This window comes from uncultured Lactobacillus sp. (genome assembly GCF_947367085.1).
In the GTDB taxonomy this organism is placed as follows: Bacteria; Bacillota; Bacilli; order Lactobacillales; family Lactobacillaceae; genus Lactobacillus.
This window is the reverse complement of record NZ_CANBCP010000012.1, coordinates 17,670-44,360: the sequence shown is the minus strand read 5'-3', so window position 1 is coordinate 44,360 and position 26,691 is coordinate 17,670. Positions and strand designations below refer to the sequence as shown.

At 35.1% G+C, this 26,691-nt stretch carries 31 protein-coding genes; 6 read left to right on the top strand and 25 right to left on the bottom strand.

The window, feature by feature from the left end; translation table 11 throughout:
- Positions 1-363, bottom strand: a 363-nt coding sequence (locus Q0Y70_RS03580; RefSeq protein ID WP_297816680.1) for a septation ring formation regulator EzrA, incomplete at its 3' end; no start/stop codon positions are given.
- A 282-nt stretch (positions 364-645) separates the two neighbouring features.
- Between Q0Y70_RS03580 and rpsD the strand changes: the two genes are divergently transcribed.
- From rpsD to Q0Y70_RS03555, 5 genes are all read left to right on the top strand, one after another.
- Positions 646-1,257, top strand: coding sequence for a 30S ribosomal protein S4 (rpsD, locus tag Q0Y70_RS03575; protein ID WP_297816677.1), 612 nt, complete (start codon positions 646-648; stop codon positions 1,255-1,257).
- Between the two features lie 78 nt (positions 1,258-1,335).
- On the top strand, positions 1,336-1,803 hold the full coding sequence (locus Q0Y70_RS03570) for a YueI family protein (protein WP_297816674.1): 468 nt from the start codon (positions 1,336-1,338) through the stop codon (positions 1,801-1,803).
- Entirely contained in the window at positions 1,804-3,102 is a 1,299-nt protein-coding gene (locus tag Q0Y70_RS03565; protein WP_297816671.1) for a replication-associated recombination protein A, read from the top strand.
- A 301-nt stretch (positions 3,103-3,403) separates the two neighbouring features.
- A complete protein-coding gene (locus tag Q0Y70_RS03560) occupies positions 3,404-3,688 on the top strand; it encodes a hypothetical protein (protein WP_297816667.1) in 285 nt (94 codons plus the stop codon).
- Between the two features lie 55 nt (positions 3,689-3,743).
- Positions 3,744-4,223 (top strand): universal stress protein, encoded by a 480-nt coding sequence (locus tag Q0Y70_RS03555; protein WP_297816664.1) that lies wholly within the window; start codon positions 3,744-3,746, stop codon positions 4,221-4,223.
- Between the two features lie 47 nt (positions 4,224-4,270).
- Here the strand turns inward: Q0Y70_RS03555 and Q0Y70_RS03550 are convergent, their stop codons facing one another.
- From Q0Y70_RS03550 to Q0Y70_RS03430, 24 genes are all read right to left on the bottom strand, one after another.
- The gene (locus tag Q0Y70_RS03550; protein WP_297816661.1) at positions 4,271-5,101 is read right to left on the bottom strand and encodes a helix-turn-helix domain-containing protein; all 831 of its coding nucleotides are present in this window, start codon (positions 5,099-5,101) and stop codon (positions 4,271-4,273) included.
- Positions 5,102-5,240: 139 nt separating this feature from the next.
- Positions 5,241-6,500 (bottom strand): zinc-ribbon domain-containing protein, encoded by a 1,260-nt coding sequence (locus tag Q0Y70_RS03545; protein ID WP_297816658.1) that lies wholly within the window; start codon positions 6,498-6,500, stop codon positions 5,241-5,243.
- A 57-nt stretch (positions 6,501-6,557) separates the two neighbouring features.
- Positions 6,558-7,502, bottom strand: a complete 945-nt coding sequence (locus tag Q0Y70_RS03540) for a zinc ribbon domain-containing protein (RefSeq protein ID WP_297816655.1) — start codon at positions 7,500-7,502, stop codon at positions 6,558-6,560.
- 116 nt (positions 7,503-7,618) lie between these two features.
- On the bottom strand, positions 7,619-8,362 hold the full coding sequence (locus Q0Y70_RS03535) for a helix-turn-helix domain-containing protein (RefSeq protein WP_297816652.1): 744 nt from the start codon (positions 8,360-8,362) through the stop codon (positions 7,619-7,621).
- A gap of 88 nt (positions 8,363-8,450) precedes the next feature.
- The gene (locus Q0Y70_RS03530; protein WP_297816649.1) at positions 8,451-9,209 is read right to left on the bottom strand and encodes a helix-turn-helix domain-containing protein; all 759 of its coding nucleotides are present in this window, start codon (positions 9,207-9,209) and stop codon (positions 8,451-8,453) included.
- A 227-nt stretch (positions 9,210-9,436) separates the two neighbouring features.
- Positions 9,437-10,876, bottom strand: a complete 1,440-nt coding sequence (locus Q0Y70_RS03525; protein ID WP_297816646.1) for a zinc ribbon domain-containing protein — start codon at positions 10,874-10,876, stop codon at positions 9,437-9,439.
- A 174-nt stretch (positions 10,877-11,050) separates the two neighbouring features.
- Positions 11,051-12,241 (bottom strand): FtsW/RodA/SpoVE family cell cycle protein, encoded by a 1,191-nt coding sequence (locus Q0Y70_RS03520; RefSeq protein ID WP_297816644.1) that lies wholly within the window; start codon positions 12,239-12,241, stop codon positions 11,051-11,053.
- 18 nt (positions 12,242-12,259) lie between these two features.
- Positions 12,260-12,487: a DUF2969 domain-containing protein gene (locus tag Q0Y70_RS03515; RefSeq protein ID WP_297816641.1), complete on the bottom strand. Its 228-nt coding sequence runs from the start codon at positions 12,485-12,487 to the stop codon at positions 12,260-12,262.
- Positions 12,488-12,501: 14 nt separating this feature from the next.
- Positions 12,502-12,795: a membrane protein insertion efficiency factor YidD gene (yidD, locus tag Q0Y70_RS03510; RefSeq protein WP_297816639.1), complete on the bottom strand. Its 294-nt coding sequence runs from the start codon at positions 12,793-12,795 to the stop codon at positions 12,502-12,504.
- A 189-nt stretch (positions 12,796-12,984) separates the two neighbouring features.
- On the bottom strand, positions 12,985-13,974 hold the full coding sequence (locus tag Q0Y70_RS03500; protein WP_297816633.1) for a rod shape-determining protein: 990 nt from the start codon (positions 13,972-13,974) through the stop codon (positions 12,985-12,987).
- Between the two features lie 104 nt (positions 13,975-14,078).
- Positions 14,079-14,312 (bottom strand): DUF1146 family protein, encoded by a 234-nt coding sequence (locus Q0Y70_RS03495; protein ID WP_297816630.1) that lies wholly within the window; start codon positions 14,310-14,312, stop codon positions 14,079-14,081.
- Between the two features lie 42 nt (positions 14,313-14,354).
- Complete coding sequence (locus Q0Y70_RS03490; protein WP_297816627.1) at positions 14,355-14,795, bottom strand: F0F1 ATP synthase subunit epsilon; 441 nt, start codon at positions 14,793-14,795, stop codon at positions 14,355-14,357.
- Between the two features lie 11 nt (positions 14,796-14,806).
- Positions 14,807-16,255: a F0F1 ATP synthase subunit beta gene (gene atpD, locus Q0Y70_RS03485; protein WP_297816625.1), complete on the bottom strand. Its 1,449-nt coding sequence runs from the start codon at positions 16,253-16,255 to the stop codon at positions 14,807-14,809.
- A gap of 18 nt (positions 16,256-16,273) precedes the next feature.
- A complete protein-coding gene (locus tag Q0Y70_RS03480; protein WP_297816622.1) occupies positions 16,274-17,230 on the bottom strand; it encodes a F0F1 ATP synthase subunit gamma in 957 nt (318 codons plus the stop codon).
- A gap of 17 nt (positions 17,231-17,247) precedes the next feature.
- Complete coding sequence (gene atpA, locus Q0Y70_RS03475; RefSeq protein ID WP_297816619.1) at positions 17,248-18,759, bottom strand: F0F1 ATP synthase subunit alpha; 1,512 nt, start codon at positions 18,757-18,759, stop codon at positions 17,248-17,250.
- 14 nt (positions 18,760-18,773) lie between these two features.
- The gene (locus tag Q0Y70_RS03470; RefSeq protein WP_297816616.1) at positions 18,774-19,322 is read right to left on the bottom strand and encodes a F0F1 ATP synthase subunit delta; all 549 of its coding nucleotides are present in this window, start codon (positions 19,320-19,322) and stop codon (positions 18,774-18,776) included.
- Positions 19,322-19,822 carry a F0F1 ATP synthase subunit B gene (gene atpF / locus Q0Y70_RS03465; RefSeq protein WP_297816613.1) on the bottom strand — a complete coding sequence of 167 codons (501 nt, stop codon included), beginning with the start codon at positions 19,820-19,822 and terminating at the stop codon, positions 19,322-19,324. Before atpF ends, Q0Y70_RS03470 begins: the two co-directional genes overlap by 1 nt.
- A 39-nt stretch (positions 19,823-19,861) precedes the next feature.
- Positions 19,862-20,074, bottom strand: coding sequence for a F0F1 ATP synthase subunit C (gene atpE / locus Q0Y70_RS03460; protein WP_008471828.1), 213 nt, complete (start codon positions 20,072-20,074; stop codon positions 19,862-19,864).
- Positions 20,075-20,094: 20 nt separating this feature from the next.
- Positions 20,095-20,811, bottom strand: a complete 717-nt coding sequence (gene atpB, locus Q0Y70_RS03455) for a F0F1 ATP synthase subunit A (RefSeq protein ID WP_297816610.1) — start codon at positions 20,809-20,811, stop codon at positions 20,095-20,097.
- A 103-nt stretch (positions 20,812-20,914) separates the two neighbouring features.
- The gene (gene upp, locus Q0Y70_RS03450; protein ID WP_008471832.1) at positions 20,915-21,544 is read right to left on the bottom strand and encodes a uracil phosphoribosyltransferase; all 630 of its coding nucleotides are present in this window, start codon (positions 21,542-21,544) and stop codon (positions 20,915-20,917) included.
- A gap of 96 nt (positions 21,545-21,640) precedes the next feature.
- Positions 21,641-22,639, bottom strand: coding sequence for an L-threonylcarbamoyladenylate synthase (locus Q0Y70_RS03445; protein ID WP_297816603.1), 999 nt, complete (start codon positions 22,637-22,639; stop codon positions 21,641-21,643).
- Positions 22,640-23,482: a peptide chain release factor N(5)-glutamine methyltransferase gene (gene prmC / locus Q0Y70_RS03440; protein WP_297816600.1), complete on the bottom strand. Its 843-nt coding sequence runs from the start codon at positions 23,480-23,482 to the stop codon at positions 22,640-22,642.
- On the bottom strand, positions 23,475-24,563 hold the full coding sequence (gene prfA, locus Q0Y70_RS03435; protein ID WP_297816597.1) for a peptide chain release factor 1: 1,089 nt from the start codon (positions 24,561-24,563) through the stop codon (positions 23,475-23,477). The genes prmC and prfA overlap by 8 nt, the downstream gene beginning before the upstream one ends.
- A 27-nt stretch (positions 24,564-24,590) precedes the next feature.
- Positions 24,591-25,193, bottom strand: a complete 603-nt coding sequence (locus Q0Y70_RS03430; RefSeq protein ID WP_297816594.1) for a thymidine kinase — start codon at positions 25,191-25,193, stop codon at positions 24,591-24,593.
- Between the two features lie 131 nt (positions 25,194-25,324).
- On the opposite strand from Q0Y70_RS03430, the gene Q0Y70_RS03425 reads away from it, so the two are divergent.
- On the top strand, positions 25,325-26,677 hold the full coding sequence (locus Q0Y70_RS03425) for a Mur ligase family protein (protein WP_297816591.1): 1,353 nt from the start codon (positions 25,325-25,327) through the stop codon (positions 26,675-26,677).
- Positions 26,678-26,691 lie beyond the last annotated feature (14 nt).

Genomic DNA, 26,691 nt, shown 5'->3' with positions numbered 1-26,691 from the left:
CTGAGCTTGATCGCATAAATCTTGAGCCTGTTTGATCAGTTTTCTTGCTTGCCATAACTTATATTTTGCATTAGTTTCAGCAGCTTGCTCTAATAAATGTTGCAATTGTCCAATTTGCTTAGTTTCAACTTTTTGATAATCACTTTTACTTTCCTCAAAAGTTGCCAGGCTTTTACCTGCCAGGCCCATTTTTTCCAAGCGAGAAATATCTTGTTTTGCTGCTAGATCATTGAGTTGCTCACTTTCTTTGTCAATTTGAGCGATTTGATGATTAAAGTATTTATTAATGATCACAGCACCAGCAACTAGAGCAATTACAAATACAATAATTAAAATAATGATGATTGATTGAGCTGATGACATAATTTCCTCCAAATTTCTGCTTATATTATAGCAAAAATCAAATATAGAAACATTGCCAAATGCAACTATATTGCTTGCTTTTATTAATCATTTCTACTATAATTGTCGTCGTGTAAAATATTTGCAGCAATAAGTGACAAGAACGTCAACATCTTAAGACGTTTAGTGAACGAGTAACCCGCGCTGCACTGGGCGAAACATACAACTTAAGATGCACGAATGTTGAACTTATTCCTTATATTTTACTCCAGAATTTTATTTATTTTATGGAGGATTATATTTATGTCAAGATATACTGGCCCAAGCTGGAAGCGTTCAAGACGTTTAGGTATTTCACTTTCAGGTACTGGTAAAGAATTAAGTCGTCGTAACTACGCACCTGGTGACCATGGTCCAAATAACCGTGCTAAGGTTTCTGAATATGGTCAACAATTAAAAGAAAAGCAAAAGTTACGTTGGATGTTTGGTTTGAATGAACGTCAATTCCAAAACTTATTCATTCGCGCAGGTAAAATTCGTGAAGGTAAGCACGGTGTTAACTTCATGATCTTACTTGAACGTCGTTTAGACAACATTGTTTACCGTTTAGGCCTTGCAACTACTAGAGAACAAGCTAGACAACTTGTTAACCACGGTCACATCTTAGTAGATGGCAAACGTGTTGATATTCCTTCATACGAAGTTAAAGTTGGTCAAGAAATCAGCTTGAAGGAAAAGTCAAAGAACTTACAACAAGTTAAAGATGCTCTTGAAGCAGTTGTATCACGTCCACCATTTGTTTCATTTGATGACAACAAGATGACTGGTACTTTAGTTCGTCTTCCAGAACGTGACGAAATGGAACCAGAAGTTGACGAAGCACTTGTCGTTGAATGGTACAACAAGAAGCTTTAATTTTACAGCTTCTATTTACAAAGTCTTTTCACATTTGTGGAAAGACTTTTTTATTAGACAAATATTTAAGGAGACAAGATGACCGAAGATTTAAGTAAACGAGTTCAGCAAGCCGCTAGCGGTGTAACTCCTCAAACTAAGCCTGATGAACGTCGACGCTATTTGGGCTCATTAAGAGAAAGAGTTTTACTGCGAATGACAGTTGCTCAAGTAGCTGACCCCAAGTTAGACACCCTCTTTTTAAAAAATATTGATGATTTTAAGGGCTACACTGTTTTAATCAATGGTAAAATGCCACAGAACGATTTTATCAGTAAGTTGATGGGAAAATGCAGTCAAGATGATATTAAATTTACTCTGATAAATGATGAAACCGCTAAAAATGAACCGGATGCAACTGGAATTTTAGTCGTTTCAAAAACAGCAATCAATCGCTATCGCATTGATATTCAACAAGTTTACGCTCCAACTGTCACCCCTAACGCAATTCAAGAGCCTAAAAAGAAGAAATCATTTTGGTCAAAACTATTTAACAGAGGTAAATAAATGAGACCACTTGCCTATCGTATGCGACCAACTAATATTGATGAAATAGTTGGTCAAAATCACCTAGTTGGACCTGGAAAAATTATTAGAAGAATGGTTGAAGCTAAACTTCTTTCTTCAATGATTTTGTACGGCCCACCTGGAATTGGTAAAACATCAATTGCCAGTGCAATCGCTGGTTCTACTAAATATGCTTTTAGGAAACTAAATGCAGCAACTGATTCAAAAAAAGATCTGCAAATTGTCGCTCAAGAAGCTAAAATGAGTGGAACAGTAATTTTATTACTTGATGAAATTCATCGACTTGATAAAACAAAGCAAGATTTCTTATTACCTCTTCTAGAATCAGGAGAAATAGTTTTAATTGGGGCTACAACTGAGAATCCATATATATCAATTTCACCTGCAATCCGCTCAAGGTGTCAAATTTTTGAATTAAAGAGACTTGAACCAGACGATGTAAAAAAAGCAATTGAGCGAGCACTAAAAGATGATAAAAATGGATTAGGTCTTGAACATGCTCTCTTATCAGATGAAGCAATGAATTTATTAATTCAAAAAGGCAACGGTGATTTACGCTATACCTTGAATGCACTAGAATTGGCAGTGCGTTCAACTAAGCAAGAGTTGATTGATAAAGAAAAAGATATATCTCAAATTTCAATTAATGTAACACAAATGGCCGATTCGCTTCAGACTAAAGTACAAAATTTTGATGCAAGTGGCGATGGCCATTATGATTTAATATCTGCTTTTCAAAAATCAATTCGTGGTTCAGACACTGATGCAGCTCTTTTTTATTTAGCCCAATTGTGTGAATCTGGTGATTTACCGGCAATTTTTAGGCGGCTACTAGTAATTGCTTATGAAGATATTGGCTTAGCAAATCCCCCTGCTTGTCAGCATGCAACTGCTGCAGTTCAAGCAGCCCAAATGGTGGGATTACCTGAGGCTAGAATAATTTTGGCAAACGCAGTGATTGAATTGTGTCTTTCGCCCAAAAGTAACAGTGCAATTTCAGCAATTGATGCTGCTATTAATGATGTCAAAACAAAGTCTTCGATCTCAATTCCAAATAATTTAAAAGATGCACATTACAAAGGTGCATCAAAACTCGGACATGGAGTCAAATACTTATATCCACATGACTACCCTAATGATTGGATAGCCCAGCAATACTTACCTAATAATTTAAAAAATCAAAAATACTTTAATCCTAAGGGAAATTCTAAATTTGAGAAGGCATTCAAGCAGCAATATGAAACCCTTAAAAAAATGCAAAAAGATGGCTTAAGCTAGAGTTGTCTTTATTGACAGTTAGTCATATTTTGATACAATATAGTTGATCTGAGTTGATCGCGAAGATTAATAGTACAGTTGACCGATCAAACAATAGACGTTAGAGTTTGCGAATAACTACTGAATCGGAATACTAGTCAATTCTAGGATCCATATTCACTGCGACGCAAGCTCAAATTTTGAACACTGCGGGTTCAACAAGCGTCATTATTCGAGCACGTCAACTCAGATTTTCTTAGTAAATTAATGGAAGCGGCTTTTGGCCGCTTCTTTTCATATCTATGAGTGAGAGGATATTAATTTGGTTATTACAGTCTTTATGTTAATCTTCATTGTCTTGTTGATTTTGACGGCTGCTTATTTACTTTGGTCTCAAAGGCACGGACAATTTTTAATTTATAATTTCGAAACCAATCCTAAAGTGAAGAATTTATTTGTCTTTACTAGCATTGGTCTGCTGATTACAGCAATAATTGGTATCTTGATCTTATTTACTTTAGCTCGTGAATATAACTTCATTACTTTAATTTTGGGAACCATCGTCGTGATGTTTTTTTCACTCAGCTTTCTCAAACTAAATGCATAGTTTTTCTCTGAATTTACTATTTTTTGGTAAAATATTATATGAGAGGTGAAACATTATGTTAAAACAATATCATCATATACAAGTTGCTGTCGATGGATCAAAAGAAGCTGAAATGGCCTTTGGCAAGGCTGTAGAAGTTGCTAAAAGAAATGGTGCCGAACTTGAAATTTTGCACGTTGTTGATACTAGAGCGTTTCAAGATGTTTCTAGTTTTGACTCCGCCATGGTTGAACAAGTTTCTAAAGAAGCACAAGAAAAGATTGAAGAATATTATAAGCAAGCAAAGGATGCTGGCGTAAAAGATGTAAAATATTCAATCGAATTTGGCTCACCAAAGAATATCATCGCTCACGAATTTCCTAAAAAGCATGATATCGATTTAATCATTATTGGTGCGACTGGTCTTAACGCTGTTGAAAGACTATTAATTGGTAGTATTACCGAATACGTTACTAGAACTTCTGAATGTGACGTGTTAGTTATCAGAGAACCAGCTGCACAACAACAAGATATTGAAAAGAATACAAAAAACTAATTATTTTAATTTAAAAAGCTGCTCACTACGAGCAGCTTTTTGTTTAGCTATAAATTCAATTCTTTGGCTATGTCTTTGTTTAAAGTATCTTCGATAGTAGAAATCTTTTTCAAAATGATGGCAATACGTTTTTGCATTTGTAGATCATTATTAAAAAGAGCCTCATAATACGCTCCCACCATCCGATGAAACCCAATAGTTGGCTCTAGTGGTAAAGAGTACAAAAATTCAACTGCACAGTCAGTATATTTCTTACTTGCTTTTTGGTAATAGCAGCAATTCAAATAGTTGACTGCAATCATAGCAACAAATTGTAAGGTAAAGTAATCCTGTTTTTTATTTTTATGAAATGCCTTAAAGGCCGAGTTAACCAAATAATATGCATCATCTAGATCAAGAAAAATTACAGCTTGACTCAAATAATGATAGGCTGGACGATTCCAGTTCTCATCTAAAATCAAAGATTTTACTTTTTTCTTCATCTCATCTGGAACAAATTTGTTAGAATGTAAAATCCAAGCATAAGCATTCTGCAAACGATATTGGAGATAGAAGTTATTTTTACCCCCCCCATTTGATATTTCTGAAGCAATTTTATCCAGCGCCTTCAGATCTTTTTTGTTTTGGGCATAGGTGATCTTGTCTATCAAATTAAAATTCGGTTCAGCGCGAGACTTTTGATATGTTATCAATTGAAAAAATTGAATTACATCAATATGATGAGCTGATAATAATTCGATCAAAGTTTCAGCATCAATTGAATGGACTCCACGCTCAACTTTTGAATAAAAAGATTCAGTTATTAATCCTGATGTCATTTGTTTTTGAGTAAGGCCTGCTTGTAGACGAACTTGCTTTAGTGCTTCACCAATTGTCATTTTTTCCTCCTAAGTAAGCTTTCCAAGTACTAATATTATACTTAATGGAGAGAATATTCACATAAAACAAGAATTATGCGAAAAAAAGCTAGTAAATACGAAATTATTGTATTTACTAGCTTAATTTTCTGATTAAGTATTAATCATCACTGTCGTCATCGTCATCATTATCATTAGTATCAGTAGAGTTATCACTTTGCTGATTATAAATCTGCTTACTCAATTCATCATGATGACTTTTACTTTTTTCAAGTCCATTCAAAATGTCGTCTAAGTCTTGCTTATACGGACCATATTTCTCAATGAGTTCTTTTTTAGAAATTTTCTTTTTCTCTACTGATTCCAATCCTGGTGCATGTGTAAACAAGCTCACGAACTCTGCATGGGTATCATTATTTAACTCTACTTTCGCCCATCTCGAACTTGAGAAATTATAGGCAACGCTATATGAAGTAACACCTGCATCGGTTTCTTCAATCAAACCCCAAATATAGTTTTGCATATCTATTTTCTTAGCAGTGCTATTTAAAGACTGGTCGATATCAGTTTTTATTACGTTAATCTGGTCTTTTACTGAACTTTTTTGTACCCGTGTAAGTATAGCGGCTACAATCATTTCTCCATCACTCAATGTCACATTAGACTTATTCTTTTTTTCTTTATTAGCTGACGCTTCAGAAACTGTATTCTCACTTATTCCTCCACTCACCTTTTCAATCTGACTCTTATACTTGCCAAAAGTCTTCTTCAACTCAGATTTAGAAGTGACCTTCGTTCCATCATTAGTTACCTTAACGTTTTTCTTATTAACAGCAACGTCCACACTACCATACTTATTAGAAACAGTATAAGTTGATTGAGAGTTTTGCTCAGCTTCAAGAGTGCCATCACTAAAATCTCTAACAACTGCTTTTACTAAATCGCCTGTGTTATCGGTATTTTCACTTTTTTCATAGTTCTTGCGAGCATATGCCATATATCCCATCAACATCCAGATCTTATTAGAATACTCTTTCTTTTTTTCTTTCTTAGGAACTTTTTTTGGAGTCTTTTTGTGAGTTTTGGTCGTTTTAGCTACACTAGCTTGGTTATTACTACTCTTTTGAGTAAAATACCAAAATCCTCCACCTGCTAGCAAAATAACCAACACGCTTACAACAATCGCAATTACTTTCTTATTTGACTTTTTTGGTCTGTGGGGTCTTTGCATATTAGGTTGGCCTTGAGTGCGATTATTAGTTAATTTTGGCTGCTGAGTTGGTCTCTTAAAATCTGCTTGAGCCGGCTGCTGACTATCACGTTGGGGAACTTTATTAGCATTAACCGGACTACCACATTTTTTACAAAACTTATCGTCAGGTTTTAACGGACCACCACAATTAGGACAGAACTTTTTCATAAACTTCTCCTTATAAAAAAGCTGAATTATTCATTCAGCTTCTATCTAGGTATTATATTAAAAATGAATATTGTTTAAATTAAAGTATTGACTGATATCGACTTGGAAAGTATCTCTAATTTGACTGACTAATTGGCCCTTCACAACGAGATATGCAAGTGCAGCAAATAAAACTACAATTACCAAATAAAGAATTACCCCATAAAACGGATCTCTAATGCTTTCTTGATCTTCATGAATTGAAAATGCTCCAGCCATTAAATACAAAATTGCTACAAATAACATCAATCCAATAATTACTTGCGGCATGCTTTTAAAACTTAACCAGCAAATTAAGGATAAAACTAAAACAACAATTGCATTGATATTACTTAATTGAACAATCTTATTAATTAGGGACCAAATTGATGAATTTTGATTATAAACGATCTTATGAGCTACATAAGAGCCTACAATCACTCCTGCTCCAGTAATTAATACAACTAAAAATTGGTCAAATCCCAGTGAGCGGAAAAATCCATTAAATTTATCCTGATAATAACTAGGAATAGCAGTAGGGATATTTGACATTACTGCTTTCTTAACACCAGCACCAAATGCCCAAGAAAAGATGATCATTTCTAAAAGCAAAGTTGCAATCCCGTACCACTTTTCTCCATTTTGTTTTGCACTTGGAGTCTTCCATGAAGTTACAAACCAATTCCACAAACTATCCTTATCAAAATTTTTCACAGCTTCACTTACTCGACTTAAAGTCTGATTTGGAGTAGTTGAATTATTTGTCACTTGTTGAACTTGAGGTTGCTGATAAGAATTATCAATCACCTGATTCATATTGTTATTACTTTCTTGCCAATTAGTTTGAGTTGGTTGCTCAACTTGTTGTATATCTGCGGTCTGTGAATTTTGATTGGGTGCTACATTTCTAATATCACTACCACATTCAGTACAAAAATTTACATCGGCTTCCATTTGAGCACCACAATTTGGACATGTTTTCACGTTAACTTTCACTCTCAACTTTCTATCTATAATTCTCTTACTTTGTAATAACACCATTTTCTATTTTATGATTTTATAAGAGATTCGTCTTTAATTCTGCATATTTGCCATTTTTATTATTTGAGATATTTAATGTATCCCATATCAGTTAGTAATTTTTTAATCTGCTTTGCTTTTGATAGGTCTTTTTTTATTAAAGCTAAATAATACTGTGCGACCACTCTCTCTAGAGCTGTAATTGATTTTTGCGGTAGAGAATCAATCAACTTTATAGCCTCTATAGCTTTACTATCGTCTCCATTTTCATAAAAACGCCGCATACATACTAGCAAAGCTTGTATTTTCAACCTTAAAGTCAGATCGTCACTTTCACTATTTGGAAATTGTGCTAGCTTATCCATTAATATGCTTAACTCATCTAACTCACAAAGATGAACTAACAAACATTGAACAAGAACTATTTTTTGATTATCTTCTGCTTTCAAAGCATACGTACGTAATTTTTGATAACACTGCTCTGAAATTTTAAAATTTTGATTTTCTAAAATAGCAATCATTAGCTTGATTACGATTTGATGAGATTTGGTTATATTTAGATAATTTTTCAATTTTGGGATATCTTGATCAATAAAAGCCACGATTACCTCATGTTCAAAATGTTCTTTAGTAAGTGATTCAAAAAAATCATACAAAGACACATGGTTATGATTAAGTATCTCAATTAGTTGGGTCATGCTGATATTACTATGATTGCTTTCAACACGAGAATAAAAAGATTCAGTTACAATTCCTGCGCTGAATTCCTTTTGGGTTAGCCCCAACAATATTCTTATTTTCTTTAACTGAGTCCCAATCTTCATTTTTCTACCTCATATTAAATCTTCCACTTCATAATACTCAGAAAAGAAAATATAAGTCTGAAATCTTCTAAATCGACATTTTTATAGATTAGAGAGATTCTAAAACCACTGACATTGAACTCCTTGTTTTGGCAGATCTTTGTTTTTGTTCAAGACATTTTGCCTTCAATTTTTCATAGAAGATACTTGAACAGTTAGGTAATTGATTAATATAGTCGATTACTTTTTGTTCCTTAGCAGAAATTAGATTATATTCTAAATTAATTTCTAAATAGTTAAGCGCAATTTCGGCAAGCAACTTAATTTTATAATCACTATAATCCTCAAAATGATCAAAAGTGGCTAATATTCTATTAACAACACTATTAATCTCATCTATCTCATACATCCCCAAACAATTCGCAATAATCCATAACGCATCGTCATCCCATAATTCGACCTCTAACAAGAACTTTTTGATGGCAGCTTTACTTTTTTCAGGATAAGAATCAGTTTGATCATTTAATGTAGCAATTAACCACTCAATAACCATTCTCATAATAGTGCTAGAATTAGCAGGATTTTGGCTCATTTTATCTAAGGTTGCTATATCATGATTGACATAAGCTTCGCTTGCTTTAATCTGAAAAAAATAGTTCTGAAAATGAATATCATCAAATTCACCTAAAAAATCACTTAGAGAAATATTCTGCTTAGCAAGTAAGTCAATGAAAGTCGTTGCCCTAATTTCGTTTTTATTTTTTTCAACACGTGCCAAATATGAACTGTCTACTATGCCTTCTGCAAAGGCTTTTCTGCTTAAATGCATTTTTGTACGTTTATCTTTTAAATAATCACCAATCGTCATTAGTCTTTTCACCACTTTTGTAGATTTTACTTTTATCTTAATTTGTTAATTATAATTAAGCGGCAAATCTTCCAAATCGACATTTTTATCAAATTTATTTAAGTTATAAATATTCCTTTCTCATACAACCATATTTTTTCTTTGCTGTCCTTGTTCTTGCATATTTGCCAGATTTTTTATCAAAAAAAAGACTGAGGAGCTCAATTGCTACTCAGTCTGTTAATCAACTAATCGTCATCATCATTAGTGTCACTGTCTTCATCATCTGAATCTCCAGTAACCTTTTTATCTTGTTTTACATGAGCGGATCCGATTTTGTCGACTTTAAAGTCTCTATCAACATTCTTCAAAATGCACCCAGTATATTCAATTACTTGGACATGAGTATAATCATCATGTTCAAAGGTAAATGTAACCACGTAATTAACTTGACTTTCATCAGTATCATATGGTGTGATACTTTCGATTTTAACATCTGTATCAAAATTATTAACTGAGTCATCATCCCTAAAGCCATCAAACATCTTTTTCATTGCGAGATAACTACTGTTGCCAGCTTCACCGACATATTGGCTCTTTTCTCCGCCACTTTCAAAAACATCAGAAAGCAAATGACCTGCTTCCTCATTTGAAGCTAGGCCTTTCCATTCAGGACGAATGACATATTTCTTGCCACTAGCTGAAATTATCGCACTATCATCATCTGTCGCCGCATTTTCAAGTCCTTCATCAAGATCAGTTATGGTCTTGGATTGAAGTTCTTTTTTACCGAACTTTCCACTTACATACAACGTCATATGCTTAGTAATCGGATAATCAGATAAGGTTAATTCTCCCTTATTACTTAAACTACCCACTTTTTTATCATTAATATAAACAGTCCCATTTGGAACACTCTTAATTACTAAAGTTTCAGTATTAATATTTAAATCAACATTTTGGTTAGACCAAATGTTAGTATTAGCATTTGCAGTTAACGTTCTTCCAGCTACCTTGGACTTGATAGAGAATTCATAATGACCGGGCAAAACTGGATCTAATTCCTTAGAAAAATGAGAACTCGAACCAGTAAGTTTTCCAATACTCTTACCATTCATTTTCACAATTGAATTAGCATGGTTAGTTTCAATTTTAGGTGTATAGCCATGAAACTGAGCTGTATATTTTGGAAAAATCAAGAAATGATGACCAGATTGTACTAACTGCACATCGCTATTACCTGCATTTGAGGTCAGCGCATATTTTAATTCATCAGCTTGATTTGAATGATTCTTGTAGTAATTTTGAAGTGGCTTGACAGAACTATCTGTTATCTTTACGTTAGGATCATCACAGCTGACATATTTTCCACCAGCTTGTTTTGGATCTTTGAGTGCTGATAAAATTCGGTTTACTTGATTTGAATTTGAATAGTAACTTGATCCCCAAGCATAAAAGATTCCAAAGACAACCACAAGCGCGCCAATTATTGATAAAATAATCTTATTTTTCTTACTCATTGGTCTTTTTGGTGGACGTGGAGCTACCTGCTGCGGGGCTTGATTTCGACCAGACTGGGCAGGTTGATTGTTATCTTCTTGACATTCACGCAAATCTTGTTGACAGTTGGGACAGAACTTTTCTCCTCCATTTAACGGATGTCTACATTTTGGACAAAATTTTAACATACCTTACCTCTATTTTCTTCTTATAATTAGCTAAAACTAATCAAATGATTATAATTTTAGCCTGCCTTACCAGTAAACCATAAAACTCAATGATCATGCGCGATTTCTGCATATTTGCCATTTTTTATGTAATAAAAAACACGTAAGCTTTTAAACTTACGTGTAAATTTATTATTAAAAATCTCCAGCAGTACTGAAAATATAATCCTTATGGTGCCATTTCATTGATAAAATTAGCCCAATACCAATCATATTTACGATTAAAGCTGAACCACCTGATGACACAAAAGGTAACGGAATACCAGTTAATGGCAATAAATCGATCCCCATTCCAATATTTTCAAAAACGTGGAATAAGATCATCATAATGATTCCCGTTGAAATATAAGAATAAAATGCATTCTTAGTTTCAAAAGTAATCTTCACCATTTGGAGAATCAGATAGAAATAGATCAAAATTAGTGCACAGCATCCAACAAATCCAAATGATTCTCCAATTACTGAAAAAATCATGTCTGTTGATCTCACTGGCACATAAACACTGACTTTACCAAATCCTTGACCAAATAATTGTCCAGATCCAATTGCCTTCATACTCTGCCATAGTTGAAAAGCACCAGAGGAAGTATCTTGAGATGGACTCAACCAAGAATTGATACGTTGGAATTGATATGCTCTAAAAAAGTGCCCTAAAAAGGCCTGCCCACCGGGTGTTACCACAAGTAATATCGCCGATGCACCAATAATAAAGACTATTGCAAAAACAGGTACAATTATCTTCCAAGTTATCCCTGATACCAAAATAACCCCACCAACGATGGCTATAAACACCAGCATAGTACCAAAGTCATTTTGCTCTTTTAACAAGACTGCAACGGGAATTAACCATAAAAAGATCTTACCAATCAAAATCCAGTCAGTCTTCCAAGTATGACTATACTTGGCATTATGAACCTGAACAACTCGTGCTAGCATTAAAATGAATGCTGGTTTCATAACTTCAGATGGCTGAAATGTTAATGGTCCTAATTTAAACCAACTCTTAGCCCCAGTATCATTAAATACTTGCCGGTTATACAAGAATAAAACAGCTATTAAAAGTACAATGCCGACACCATAAGCTATCGGGGCCAATTTAAATAGCTGTTCAGCATCAAATTGCATCACCACAATAATAATTGCAATAGATATTAAATACCAAATAGCCTGCATCATTACACTTTTTTTGGGGCTTCCAGCACCGGGATCATTAACAGTTGCTACCCAGATAGAATACAGACTAATTAATGCTAACAAAGCTACGGGAATTACTACTCCCCAGGCAATTCGATCGAACCAATCTGTTTTATTTTCAACTTTTGCCATTAAATCGCCTACTATATATTATTTTTCATGTAAAGTGAAGTAAGAAAGTAATTCGTTAATTGCACTTTCAAGAGTTTTAGAATATAAATCGTGGTTAGTTTTACTTGAAACTGCGTGGTAACGCTCCTCAACTTGCTCGATAATTCCGATAGTTTTCTTACCGGGAATAATAACTTCCCAAGTTGGATTTACGCTTCCTTTGCGTTCATTTACTTCGATATTAATGTTTTCTAATTTTTTAGACATAAACTGCTTAACTCCTATTTTTTATTATTATGGAATGCCTTTACTATAATCTCATCTTCATAGCGTTCAGGATGAGGATTTCTGCGTAAAGTAAAATTATCAGGTACCGGATCTACTCCGCCTCTGATAAAAGGATTACAACGTAAAATGCGGGCAAATCCCATCATACTTCCCAATATTATCCCATGCTTTTTTAAAGCATCAATCATATAAGTTGAACACGTAGGATAGTATCTACATGTCGGAGGCAATAAGGGTGAAATACATTTTTGATAAAAACGTACAATACCTATTATAAATTTTTTCATGTTAATTTAAAAACTCAAAAAAGTGGATCCATGTTGATGGAAAGAATATAGCGAACGGATTTCCACTTGCCACCGTACAACCAATTAAAGCACCTATCAACATTGTTACTATTAAACACAGAAAAACTTTTCCAAATTTTCCTAATCTTGATAATATTGCTTCCGGATTAAAAATCTTATTATTCATAATTAGTGTCTCTGATGATTCTCTATATTTTTAAGTAAAATTCCAGTTCCTAAAGCAACAGCTTCAAGTGGATCATCGGCCTTTAAGACAGGTACTTGCAAGTAATAAGTAATTAGCTTATCAATATTAGCAAGTAAAGCGCCACCACCAGTGAGCATAATACCGCGATCAATAATATCAGCAGATAATTCCGGTGGGGTTTGCTCTAATACTTCTTTAGTTGCCGCTACAATAGACATTAAGCCATCTTCCAATGCTTTTTGAATTTCTGGAGCTGTCACTGTAGTTTGCTTTGGTAAACCATCAACAACATCACGTCCACGAACAGTAATTTGTTGATCATCTTGTGCTTCAAAAGCAGTTCCAATTTGAATCTTAATTTGTTCTGCAGTGTGTTGACCAACCAATAAGTTCTTACTATTTTTAATGTAGTTAACAACTGCTTGATCCATCTTATCGCCAGCCCATTGAAGTGACTTCGAAGTTACAATTTCTCCCATAGATAAAACGGCAATATCAGTAGTACCGCCACCAATATCAATCACCATATTACCTTGAGGTTTGAAAATATCTAACCCTGCTCCTACTGCTGCAACTTTAGGTTCAAAGTCGAGATAAACTCGACCTCCACCGGATTTTTCTGCAGCCTGAATGATAGCTTTTTGTTCAATTGAAGTTACACCAGTTGGCGCACAAATTAAAATATTGGGCTTAGACATAAAGCCTTTAACATTTAATTTTTCAATGAAGTAACTCAGCATTGCTTCAGTTATATCAAAATCAGCAATCACACCATTTTTCAATGGTCTAATTACACGAATATTGCCAGGGGTACGACCGACCATTTTATAAGCTTCTGTACCAACAGCAACTACCTTATCTGTATCTGTATCTACAGCTACAACGGAAGGTTCATTTAATACGATTCCTTTACCTGATACATTGATCAAGACGTTAGCTGTACCTAAATCGATTCCTATATCTCTTGCCACGATTGTGCCTCCAGTTTTTAATCAATAAAAATTGTAACACAAAAAAGCTGCTTCTTTAAGAAATACTGTGAACTTAACCATTCTTAAACAATTTAGTGACTAAATTATGAAAATAACATTCTAATTGCTAGCGATTGATCAATCAGAGCCAGCAAAAATTGACCAACTAAATAGCCTAATGCAATAGATGCAAACAAAATAAATAATTGTATTTCAAAAGTATGACCCTTTTTGAAAAATTTATCTAATCTCAAACTTTGTAATGATCTGAAGGATAAAGCAATCATTAATAAATAAGTAATTATACTAACTACGGCATGAATTCCAATCTGTTTCATTATTTCCTCACAAAAAAAGAGACGTTTCCGTCTCCTTTAATCTTATTGACCATATTTTGAACGAACATTCAGACGGTTGATTGCTCGACGAAGAGCAATATCAGCCTCGAGTACTTCACGTTCATCATGTTTAGCTTTTGCTTCTTGAATATGCTTTTCAGCACGTTCCTTAGCCGATTGAGCACGTTTAACATCGATGTTTCTAGCTCTTTCAGCACTATCGGCGATAATAGTTGCAACATTATCAGAAAACTCGATATAACCACCATTTACAGCGATATGGTCGGTTCTATTTTGCATATCTGCTCCACGTTCAACTCTAACTTCACCAATAGTAAGCGGAGTAACAATCGGCAAGTGATCATATAAAATTGTTCTTTCACCATCAATTGCCCGCATTGCTACTGCTTTAGCATGGTGGGAATATATAATCCCATCAGGAGTTACTACAGTTACTGTTAAAAGTTTTTCTGGTTCTGCCATATTGCATCACCCTACTTTGTTTCTAACATAGCTTTAGCTTCAGGATTCTTTGGTGTTACACCCATCTTTTGTGCTTTTTTAATTACATCTTCAATTGGGCCAACATTACGGAATGCATCTTCAGGTAAATCATCTAACTTACCATCGATAATCATCTTGAAACCTTTGATAGTTTCCTTAATTGGAACATATGAACCTGGTAATCCAGTAAATTGTTCTGCAACAAAGAAGTTTTGTGATAGGAAGAATTGAATCTTTCTTGCACGTTCAACAATCAATTTTTCTTCGTCAGATAATTCATCCATACCTAACACAGAAATAATATCTTGTAATTCTTGGTAACGTTGCAAAATATGTTGTACTTGAACAGCAACTTCATAGTGTTCTTCACCAACAATTTCTGGATCCAAAGCACTTGAAGTTGACTCTAATGGATCAACGGCTGGATAAATACCTTGTTCAACTAAACGACGTTCTAGGTTAGTAGTTGCATCCAAGTGAGCAAAAGTAGTAGCTGGAGCTGGGTCAGTATAGTCATCGGCTGGGACATAAACAGCTTGAATAGAAGTAATAGATCCCTTCTTAGTTGAAGTAATTCTTTCTTGCAATTGTCCCATTTCAGTAGCCAAAGTTGGCTGATAACCAACGGCACTCGGCATACGACCAAGCAAAGCTGAAACTTCGGAACCAGCCTGAGTAAATCTAAAGATATTGTCAATAAACAACAATACGTCCAAACCTTCAACATCACGGAAGTATTCCGCAATTGTTAAACCAGTCAATGCAACACGCATTCTGGCACCAGGTGGCTCATTCATTTGACCAAATACCATGGCAGTTTTAGCTAGAACTCCTGAAGCTTTCATTTCAAAGTAAAGGTCATTACCTTCACGAGTTCTTTCCCCAACACCAGTAAATACTGAAATACCACCGTGTTCTTGGGCAATATTATGAATCAATTCCTGAATGATAGTCGTTTTACCAACACCGGCACCACCAAACAAACCAACTTTACCACCACGTACATATGGTTCAAGCAAGTCGATAACCTTGATACCAGTTTCAAGAATAGATTCACTAGTACTTAATTCATCATACTTAGGAGCTTCTTTATGGATACCTTCACGTTTTACATCTGCTGGTAATTCAGGACCACCATCAATTGGATCACCTAAAACATTGAAAACACGTCCTAAGGTGTCTTTACCAACTGGGACAGAAATTGGAGCACCAGTATCTTCAACTTCCATTCCACGTCTTAAACCGTCGGTAGATTCCATTGAGATAGTTCTTAAAACTCCATCACCAAGTTCAAGAGTAACTTCTAGAACAAGGATGTCGCCATTATTATTCTTAACGCGCAAAGCATTATTAATGTCAGGCAAATTTTTGTCGATTGGAAATTCGACATCAACGACTGGTCCAATAACTTGGACGATTTCGCCTTTACTCAAAAACATCTACCTCCTTTTCTATCCTTATTGAAGAGCATTGGCACCACCAATAATTTCTGTAATTTCAGTAGTGATTTGTGCCTGTCGAGCTCTATTTAATCTTGTTGTCAAACCAGAAACCACGTCTTCAGCATTCTTAGTTGCAGACTGCATTGCTGTCATTGAGCTAGCGTGTTCAGCGGTTTTAGCATCCAAAATTGCACCAAAGATCATTGATCTAGCAAATTGAGGTAAAACTCTCTTTAAGACTGAATCAACATTAGGCTCAACCAAATATTCAGTTGGCATTGAATCATCATGACTAATGTCGATATCTGAAATTGGAAGCATTTTTTCAACACGAAATGCAGAAGTCAATGTATTCACATGGTGCGTATAACAAACATATAATTCATCATAGACACCATTTAGATACATTTTTACAGCAGTTTGAACGATATCTTTAACTTCATCATAAGTCGGGACATCGCTAACACCGCTATATTCATAAACCACGTTTAAATTCTGTTTTTTAAAGAATTGAGCAGCTACACTGCCGACAGTCAGGATCTTGATATCTTTATTTTCAGCTTCAGAGTCTTTGAAAATACTCATCATATTTTTAATAACTTGACTGTTGTAAGACCCCACCAAACCACGATCACCACTAATAACTAAGTAACCTGTAGATTTGATATGTTCACGAGGCTGAATTAAAGATGTCAGAGTTCCCAAATCAAAGACATCGTTATAGTCAATGCTATCAAGATCAATATCTTCGACGTGACTATGACTTTTTTTATTGATTTCCTTAAAAATACGAGAACTCATCAAATGAGAAACAGTAGCTCTGATTTTATCATTATAAATTGAATAGCCTTGATCCAGTTTTTCGGTTTTACTTAACTTAGCGCCTGAAACCATTCTCATAGCTTCAGTAATACGACCAGTCTTTTGAATCGAGGCAATCTTTCTTTTTAATTCAAGGAGAGATTCTGCCAATGAAAAAACCTCCTCTTCTATTTCTTACTGATTGAAAAACCTTCGTTGAAGTTCTTTAAAGCTGCATTTAGCTTATCTTCATCAGGTAAATCCCCAGTCTTACGGATTACATCAAGTAAGTCATTATAGTTACTTGCAAAGTAATCGTATAATTCCAATTCGTAACGTTGAATATCAGGTACTGGAATGGAATCTAGGAAGCCGTGAGTTAATGCGTATAAAACGAGAACTTCGTCTTCAACAGATAAAGTCTTGTGAAGTGGTTGCTTCAAAACTTCAACTGTTCTTCGACCACGACTCAATTTAGCTTGAGTAGCTTGATCAAGGTCACTACCAAATTGTGCGAAACTTTCAAGCTCTCGATATGAAGCTAAGTCCACACGCAAGGTACCAGCAACCTTCTTCATTGCTTTAATCTGAGCACTACCACCAACACGAGAAACAGATTCACCGGCGTTAATAGCAGGACGAGTTCCAGCAAAGAATAAATCAGCTTCCAAGAAGATCTGTCCGTCAGTAATAGAAATAACGTTAGTTGGAATATAAGCTGAAATATCTCCAGCTTGAGTTTGAATAAATGGCAAGGCGGTCATTGAGCCTCCACCAAGCTTGTCACTCAACTTAGCACTTCTTTCAAGTAATCTTGAGTGTAAGTAGAAGACATCACCTGGGTAAGCTTCACGACCAGGTGGACGACGAAGTAATAATGAAATTTCACGATAAGCAACAGCTTGTTTACTTAAATCGTCAAATACAATCAATACATCCTTACCATTGTACATAAATTCTTCACCCATCGCAGTTCCTGCGTATGGGGCGATATAAAGCATTGGGGCTGGTTCGCTAGGACCAGCTTCTACAACAATAGTGTAGTCCATTGCTCCATAACGCTTTAATGTTTCTACAGAGTTTTTAACTGTAGACTCTTTTTGACCAATTGCAACGTAAATACAAATTACATCTTGTCCCTTTTGATTGATGATCGTATCTAAGGCAAGAGCGGTCTTACCAGTTTTACGGTCACCAATGATTAATTCACGCTGCCCACGACCAATTGGAACTAAAGCATCGATGGCTTTGATCCCAGTTTGCAAAGGCTGGTTAACAGATTGTCTATCCATAACACCAGGAGCTTTACTTTCAATTGGTCTAGTTTTATCAGTCTTGATCTCACCTAAACCATCTACTGGTTGCCCTAATGGGTTAACAACACGGCCAATCATAGGTTCTCCAACAGGTACTTCCATGATTCGACCAGTACGCTTGACTTGGTCACCTTCACGGATATCATCAAATTTACCTAAGATAATGATACCGACGTCATTAGCTTCAAGGTTTTGTGCAATACCATATGAACCGTTAGAAAATTGTAACAATTCACTTGATAAAACATTGTTTAAACCGTGAGCGCGGGCGATACCGTCACCGACGTAGGTAACAGTACCCACTTCGTCAACGTTGAGCTTGTCATCATACTTTTCAAGTTGTTGCTTGATCAAAGCACTAATTTCTTCTGCTTTAATGCTCAATGGTTTCACCTCTTTTATCTATTTTCAATCAATTGCTCACGAATTTTTTGCAATTTAGTTCTAATAGAACCGTCTATTATCTTATCTCCAACTCGGAGAATTACGCCTCCCAAAATACTTGGGTCGACTTCATTTGTTAAATATAGATTGTTCAAATTATTCTTTTTAGCATAAGCTTGAGCAATTCTATCTAATTCCTCTTTTTCAAGAGAAACTGCAGTGATAGCAACTCCTTGTGCCACATTCATTGATTTATTGTAGAGAGCATCATATGCTGTCACAATATCAACAAAGTCTCCAAAACGACCATATTCAAGCAATAACTTCAAAAAGTTTTGCGTTGAATCAGACATTTGGCTAGAAAAACTTGCAAGAAAATCTTCTTTTTCATTTTTCTTCAAAACAGGATTACTCAATAATTTAATGAAGTTCGGATTTTGTTTTGCAATTTCAAGTAAAACATTCATCTCTTCATGAACTTCATCTACTGAATTCATATCACTGCTATATTCAAATAAAGCTTTGCTGTATCTGGAAGCAATTTCTTCTCTACTTAAAGCCATTAGTCACTCAGCCCCTTGATGAAACTATCTACCAAGTCTTTTTGATCAGCAGCAGTTAAATTCTTGGCAATAACTTTTTCAGCAATTGCAACAGAGATATCAGCTACTTGATCACGTGCTTCATTTAAAGCATCAGTCTTGGCTTGTGCAGCATCTTTGGAAGCTTGTTTTCTAATTGCGGCAGCCTCACTATCAGCTTGACTAATAATTTCATTTTTAGTCTTTTCCGCATTGCTCTTTGCAGTAGAAAGAATTTGTGTAGCCTCTTGCTTTGAGTCTTTTAATGCTGCTTGTCTTTGGTTAGCAAGAAGTTCTGCCTTCTTACGATCACTTTCAGCTTGGTCTAAGTCATTGATCACCTTTTGACGACGTTTTTCCATCATTTCGGTAACTGGACCCCAAGCAAAGTGCTTAACAAGGATTAAAAGCAATGCAAAAATCAAAAGATAGTATAAAGTATCTCCTAATTCAAGCTTTAAGGCGGCAAACATTAATTGCATGTTTTCCCTTCTTTCTAGTAATTACAATCCTTAATGAAATTACAGGAAGAGAATTAAGAATCCAATAACAATAGCCAAGATAGGAACAGCTTCGATCAAACCAACACCGATAAACATAGTTGATCTTAAGTTGTTTGCAGATTCAGGTTGTCTTGCGATACCTTCAATAGTTTTTGAAATAACTTTCCCGTTACCCCAGGATGCTGCTAAAGCAGCTAAACCAGCGGCAATTGCGGCAGCTATATACTTCATAGAAAAAACCTCCGTAAATTTTATTCTTCAGTAACCTTTTTACCGATGTAAACCATAGATAAAGTTACGAATACATATGCCTGGATAGAGCCAATAAAGACAGAGAAGCCTTGCCAGATTAAAGTTAATGGAACCGAAGCGATGATGGTAAACCAACCCGCACTCTTAGCAAAACGGCCACCGATTAAGGTTAACAAAACTTCACCAGCATAAATATTACCGTAAAGACGCAATGATAGCGTCAAGAAATTGGTAAATTCCTCAATAATATTGATTGGCAATAAAAAGCCAACCGGTTTTGCATAATTGCCAAAATAACCTTTAGCACCAAAACGCTGAACACCAAAGTTATATGATAAAAGCAATGTCATCATTGCCATAGTCATAGTAATTAATGGGTTGGCAGTTGGTGATTTGACAAGGATGTGATCGTTAATTGAAAACTCAAAGAACAAACCTAACTGGTTCATGAAAAAGATGAACATAAATAAGGTAAATGCATATAGTGACAAGTGCTTTTGAGCGTCTTTGTCTTCAACGTTGTCTTTAACGATTCCATTAGTGAAATCAATTAAATACTCTAAAACGTTTTGTCTCTTATTTGGCTTCATTGTAACTTTTTTAGCCAAATAGTAAACCAAGGCAAATACTGCAATTGCAACTAATGTTCCACCAAAACAGTTGGTAATGTTGAAATTTAAGCCGAATAAATTACGAACAACAGATTTCTCACCCACTTCGTGACCTCCCTTCTTGTGCTGAATACCTCAAACACATTAAAAATCATAACACCTTAAATATCCAAATTCAAAACCATATTTAAAAAAATATATAAGTTTTTTACTTGGTTCCAAACAATCTATCGCCTGCATCCCCAAGGCCTGGATAGATGTAACCGTTATCCATCAATTTTTCATCTTCGGCAGCTGCATAGATGTCAACATCTGGATTTTCTTCTTGAACTTTTCTAACACCTTCGGGTGCAGCAACTAAAACAGCAAGTCTAATATTCTTAGCTCCACGTTTTTTCAAAGCTTCAATAGCCATGTTTGCTGAACCACCAGTGGCAAGCATTGGGTCCACGATGATACATTCTCTTTCTTCAATATCTGGTGGCATCTTGAAGAAATATTCATGTGGCTTTAATGTTTCTTCGTCGCGATACATCCCAATGTGTCCAACTCTAGCTGATGGAATCATTTGCAAAACGCCATCAACCATTCCCAAACCTGCACGCAAGATTGGAACAATAACTGGCTTTTTACCAGCCAATTGTTTTTGAGTAGTTTTACCAATTGGTGTTTCGATTTCGACATTTTCCAATGGCAAATCTCTGGTCATTTCATAAACCATCAATCCAGCAATTTCACCAACAATTTGACGAAATTCGTTTGTACTTGTGTCTTTACGACGAATAATTGTCAACTTGTGTTGAATCAAAGGGTGATTTAAAACAGTAAACTTACCCATAACAAACCTCCTAAAAATGAATTAATACTTCGATGCTTATTTTAACAAACAATTGGCTCTAAGTTCCCAAAAATACAAAAAAAGTAAGCATAAAGCTTACTTTTTTATAAAATGGTGACCAGCGGCTGACTTATTTAACCGATTCATATAGGCTGCACTGATATTTCCTTTTGAAAAACCTTGTACATAAATTTCAGCAATATTTGGTTCATTATCAAAATATCTGAGTGCTCCAAATAAGTTATGAGCTGCTTGATCAATTGTTTTACCCAAACTAAATTTGTTTTTATTTGTAATTTTATCTAAGACCTCATCTAAAGCTGCAACTGCTACATCATCACTTTTCGGAATAAATTTAAAATCTTCTTCTGAATCCACAATATAAACTGGTGCACTTGGAGCATAATGACGGTATTTCATTCCTGGCGCTTTGGGAACACCTTTTGTTTGACTTGTTCCTTTATTCATCAAGACTTCTTGGCCTAAAACTTTACCAATTTCTTCAGGAGTAACTTCCCCTGGCCTTAAAACAATTGGCTGATCGACAGATAAATCGACAATTGTTGATTCAAGTCCAATTGCTGTAGGTCCATTATCAATAATGCCAGCAATTTTACCTTTTAAATCATGATAAACGTGCTGGGCTGTAGTTGGAGATGGCTTAGTTGAAGTATTGGCAGATGGACCAACAATTGGATCACCTAACCTTGAAATTAATTCATGTGTCAGCGCATCTTTTGGACACCTAAAAGCAGCTGTAGGAAGACCTCCAGTAACTGCATCTGGCAAAGCAGCTTTTTTAACATTCAAAATAAGAGTTAATGGGCCTGGCCAAAAATGTTTGATCAATTTCTTAGCACGTTCAGGAACCTCATCTACAAATCGGCTCATCATTTCTTCATCAGAAACAGTAACGATCAATGGATTGTCACTAGGGCGCCCTTTAGCTTCATAGACACCTTTAACTGCTTTTTCATTAGTAGCTAATGCCCCCAAGCCATAAACTGTTTCGGTTGGAAAAGCAACTAGCTCGCCTTTTTTTAATAATTCAACTGCTTCAGGAATTTGGTCTTTAGTAAATATTCTTGTTTCCAATTATTTTTCCCACTTTCCATGAACCATTCTTGGCTTTTGGGCCATATCATCACGAAATTCAATCTTAAAATCAGGTAATTCTTTGGCAAATAATTCAGCTAATGCTTCTTTTTCATCAAAGCCAAATTCTAAAAAGAATTCTCCATCAGGATTTAAATGTTCACGAACCTGTTTGACAAACTCACGATAAAAATCAAGTCCATCTTCTCCGCCATAGAGAGCTTCTTCTGGTTCATTTTTGATAACATTGTCATCCATCAAATCTTTATCTCCAGTTTTAATATAAGGCGGATTAGAAATAATTACGTCAAATTTTTCCAGACCAACTAAAACATTTGCTTTACGTGTTGTAACATCTAGATCATATAATAAAAAGTTTTCTTCGCTTTCAAGCAAAGCACTATCAGTAATATCACTAGCATACAAAGTAAGATCTTTAATGCCGCTTTCTTGAGCCTTTTTAGCTAATGCTACTGTGATAGCACCAGAGCCAGTCCCTAAATCTAAAATTTTAGCACCATCTTTAACTGATTCTAATGCCCACTTGACTAATTCTTCTGTTTCAAAGCGTGGGATCAAAACTCCACGTTTCACCAAAATCTTATACCCATAAAACCAGCTGTAACCCAAAATATATTGCGGCGAAACTCCTCGGCGCAATTTTTTCATATCTAAGTTTGCTTGCTTTTCCTGCTCTTTACTTAGCTGATCATCCTTATGCATCTGATATTGGCTTGGAGTATATGAAAGACGTTCTGCTAACACATATTCGATATCTTCTTGACGTAAATTCGGATTATCTTGTAGAGTCTTTTCTTTGATTTGTTCTAAAGTTTTAGGCATTGTCTTCAGCCATCTTCTCTAATTGTTGAGTTTGGTAGTAAAGCACTAGCGCATTAATAATTTCATCTAACTCGCCGTTCATTACCCGATCAAGCTTGTTTAAAGTCAAGCCAATACGGTGGTCAGTTACACGGTTTTGAGGATAATTATACGTTCTAATTCTTTCAGAACGATCCCCAGTACCAACTGCGTTCTTTCTTTTTTCATCGTATTGATCACGATTTTGACTTTCATAGTAATCATAAACACGTGATTTCAAAATTTGCATAGCCTTTTCACGGTTTTGCTGCTGGCTACGTTGATCTTGCATGGCAACTACAATTCCTGTAGGTAAGTGTGTCATACGTACGGCACTAGAAGTTTTGTTAATGTGCTGACCTCCGGCACCAGATGAGCGGTAAACATCAACACGGATATCTTTTGGATCTATATCAATATCAACTTGTTCATATTCCGGCATAACAGCAACTGTCGCGGTAGAAGTATGCACTCTACCTTGTGATTCAGTCACTGGCACACGTTGAACACGGTGAGCGCCGTTTTCATATTTCAATTTTGAGTATACTTTATCACCGGTGATCATCACTGCAACACGCTTGTATCCTCCAACTTCTGTTGGTTCTGAATCAATTAAAGATACGTTCCAGCCTTGAGTTTCAGCATATTTTTCATACATTCTAAGAAGATCGCCTGCAAATAAGGATGCTTCATCGCCTCCGGCAGCTCCACGAATTTCCATAATGATATCTTTATCATCATTAGGGTCTTTAGGTAACATCAAAATTTTGATTTCTTCTTCTAATTCTTTAACTTCTTGCTCTAAATCAGAATTTTCCTCTTTGGCCATTTCAACCAAATCGCTATCTGATTCATTCGAAATAATTTCCTTATTATCGGCAATTTCTTTTTGATCATCCTTATATTTACGATACTTTTGAACAACCTCACGCATATCGGCTTCTTCTTTAGAAATTTCCATATAACGTTTAGTATCGTTAATAACTTCCGGATCAGCCATCATTTCTTGTAATTCTTCATAATGGGCTACTAATCCTTCTAATTGAGCCATTACCTTATCCATAAACAGTCTATTTCCTTTCTAGAATAATTAATCTCTCTTTTTATCTGGAGCAAAATAATGAAATCGACAAACCGGATAGTAACTCTCATCGCCACCAATTTGTACTTGTTCTCCCTGATATACAGGCTTACCATTATTCACACGCAAATTCATTGTTGCTTTATGACCGCAATAATGACAGATAGTTTTCATTTCTTCTATTTTATCAGCATAGATTAATAAATTCTTGCTTCCTTCAAAAAGATGATTCTGAAAATCATTTTTTAGTCCAAATGCCATCACAGGAATCTTTAAATCATCTACAATCTTAGCGCATTCTAAAACATGATGCTTTTTTAAAAATTGTGCCTCATCAATTAAGACACATGCAACACTGCCATCTCCATCAGCAACATCTTTTTTATTCAATCCTGCTACATAATTAAAGAGATTCATTTCATCTGTAATCGGAGTAGCAGATCGATGTAATCCAATTCTTGAAGCAACCGTTCCCACACCGCTACGATTATCAAGCCCGCTTGTCATTAAGGCAATTTTTCTTTTTTGAGCTTCATAGTTATGGGCCACTTTTAAAATTTCAATTGTTTTTCCTGAGCTCATTGCTCCATAACGAAAAAATAATTGCGCCATCTTTTGTCCTCTTTTCAATGTTATCTGCCTTAATAAGTATAGAGGAAAATTTAAATTTGTGCAGTTAAAATATCGTTTTCTATTTATTCCTATGCTATAGTAAAAAATAGTTTTAAAGTGAGGGATAGAATATGAGTTTTAAAGCAAATGTTGCCAAAGTAGCTGGTAAATCTTCTTACTGGTTCTTACATAATGTACTTAAAGGTGGTACAAGCTTTCCAGGAAAGTTCGCAATGAAGATTGACCCCAATGTTTTAGCTAGTTTATCTAAAGGATATGAAACAATTATTGTCACAGGAACCAATGGAAAAACCATGACTACTGCTTTAATTGTTGAAGCTTTAAAGAAAAAATATGGTGATATTTTAACCAACCCATCAGGTTCAAATATGCAGCAAGGAATCGTTACTGCCTTTTTAGCCCACCGCCATAAAAATGTTAAGCGTAAGATCGCCGTTCTTGAAGTAGACGAAGCAAATGTAAAAATGGTAACGCAGTTATTGCATCCCAGTGTTTTTGTCTTGACCAATATTTTTCGTGATCAAATGGATCGCTATGGTGAAATTTACACTACATACGACAAGATCGTTAACGGAATAAAGCTTGCTGCTGATGCAACAATTATTGCTAACGGAGATGCTAGCATTTTTTCTTCAGTTGATTTACCAAATAAAAAAGTCTTTTATGGTTTTAAACTAGAAAATGATAAAGAAGAAAATGATCTAAAAGCACCAGTAAATACAGACGGCGTGCTTTGTCCTAAATGTGATCATATCTTACACTTTCATGAAAGAATTTATGCTAATTTGGGTGATTTTTTCTGTCCAAATTGTGGCTATAAGCGACCTGATTTAAAATATCAAGTTAACAAAATTATTGAACAAACTCCTAACCACCTAGCATTTCAGATGGGACAAGAAAAATACAGTATCAATATTGGAGGAACATACAATATTTACAATGCTTTAGCAGCTTATTCAGTGGCTCGTGAATTTGGCTTAAGCGAAGATGAAGTTGCTCAAGCTTTTGCAGAAAACAAGCGCATCTTCGGTCGCCAAGAATTAATTAATTACAAAAATAAAGAAATTGATCTTATTTTAGTTAAAAATCCTGTTGGTTTAGACGAAGTATTACATATGCTTAATACTGAACAAGATGATTATTCATTAGTTACCCTGCTCAATTCCAATCATGCTGATGGAATTGACACTTCTTGGATTTGGGATGCTGATTATGAAGGCTTAAATAAATCAAAAATCAAAAAAATCCTAGTTGGTGGTCACCGCTGGCATGATATGGGCTTTAGATTGGAAGTTTCAGGTTTTGATCCAGGTTTAATGACTACGGTAACAGACAATAATGAATTAATTGACGAATTAGGAAAACTCCCAACTAAGAAAGTTTATATATTATCCACATATACTGCGATGCTAGCTTTGCGTAAATCTATGGCAGAACGCAAGATTATCAAAGCTGGTATGTAATAAAAGGCATCTCG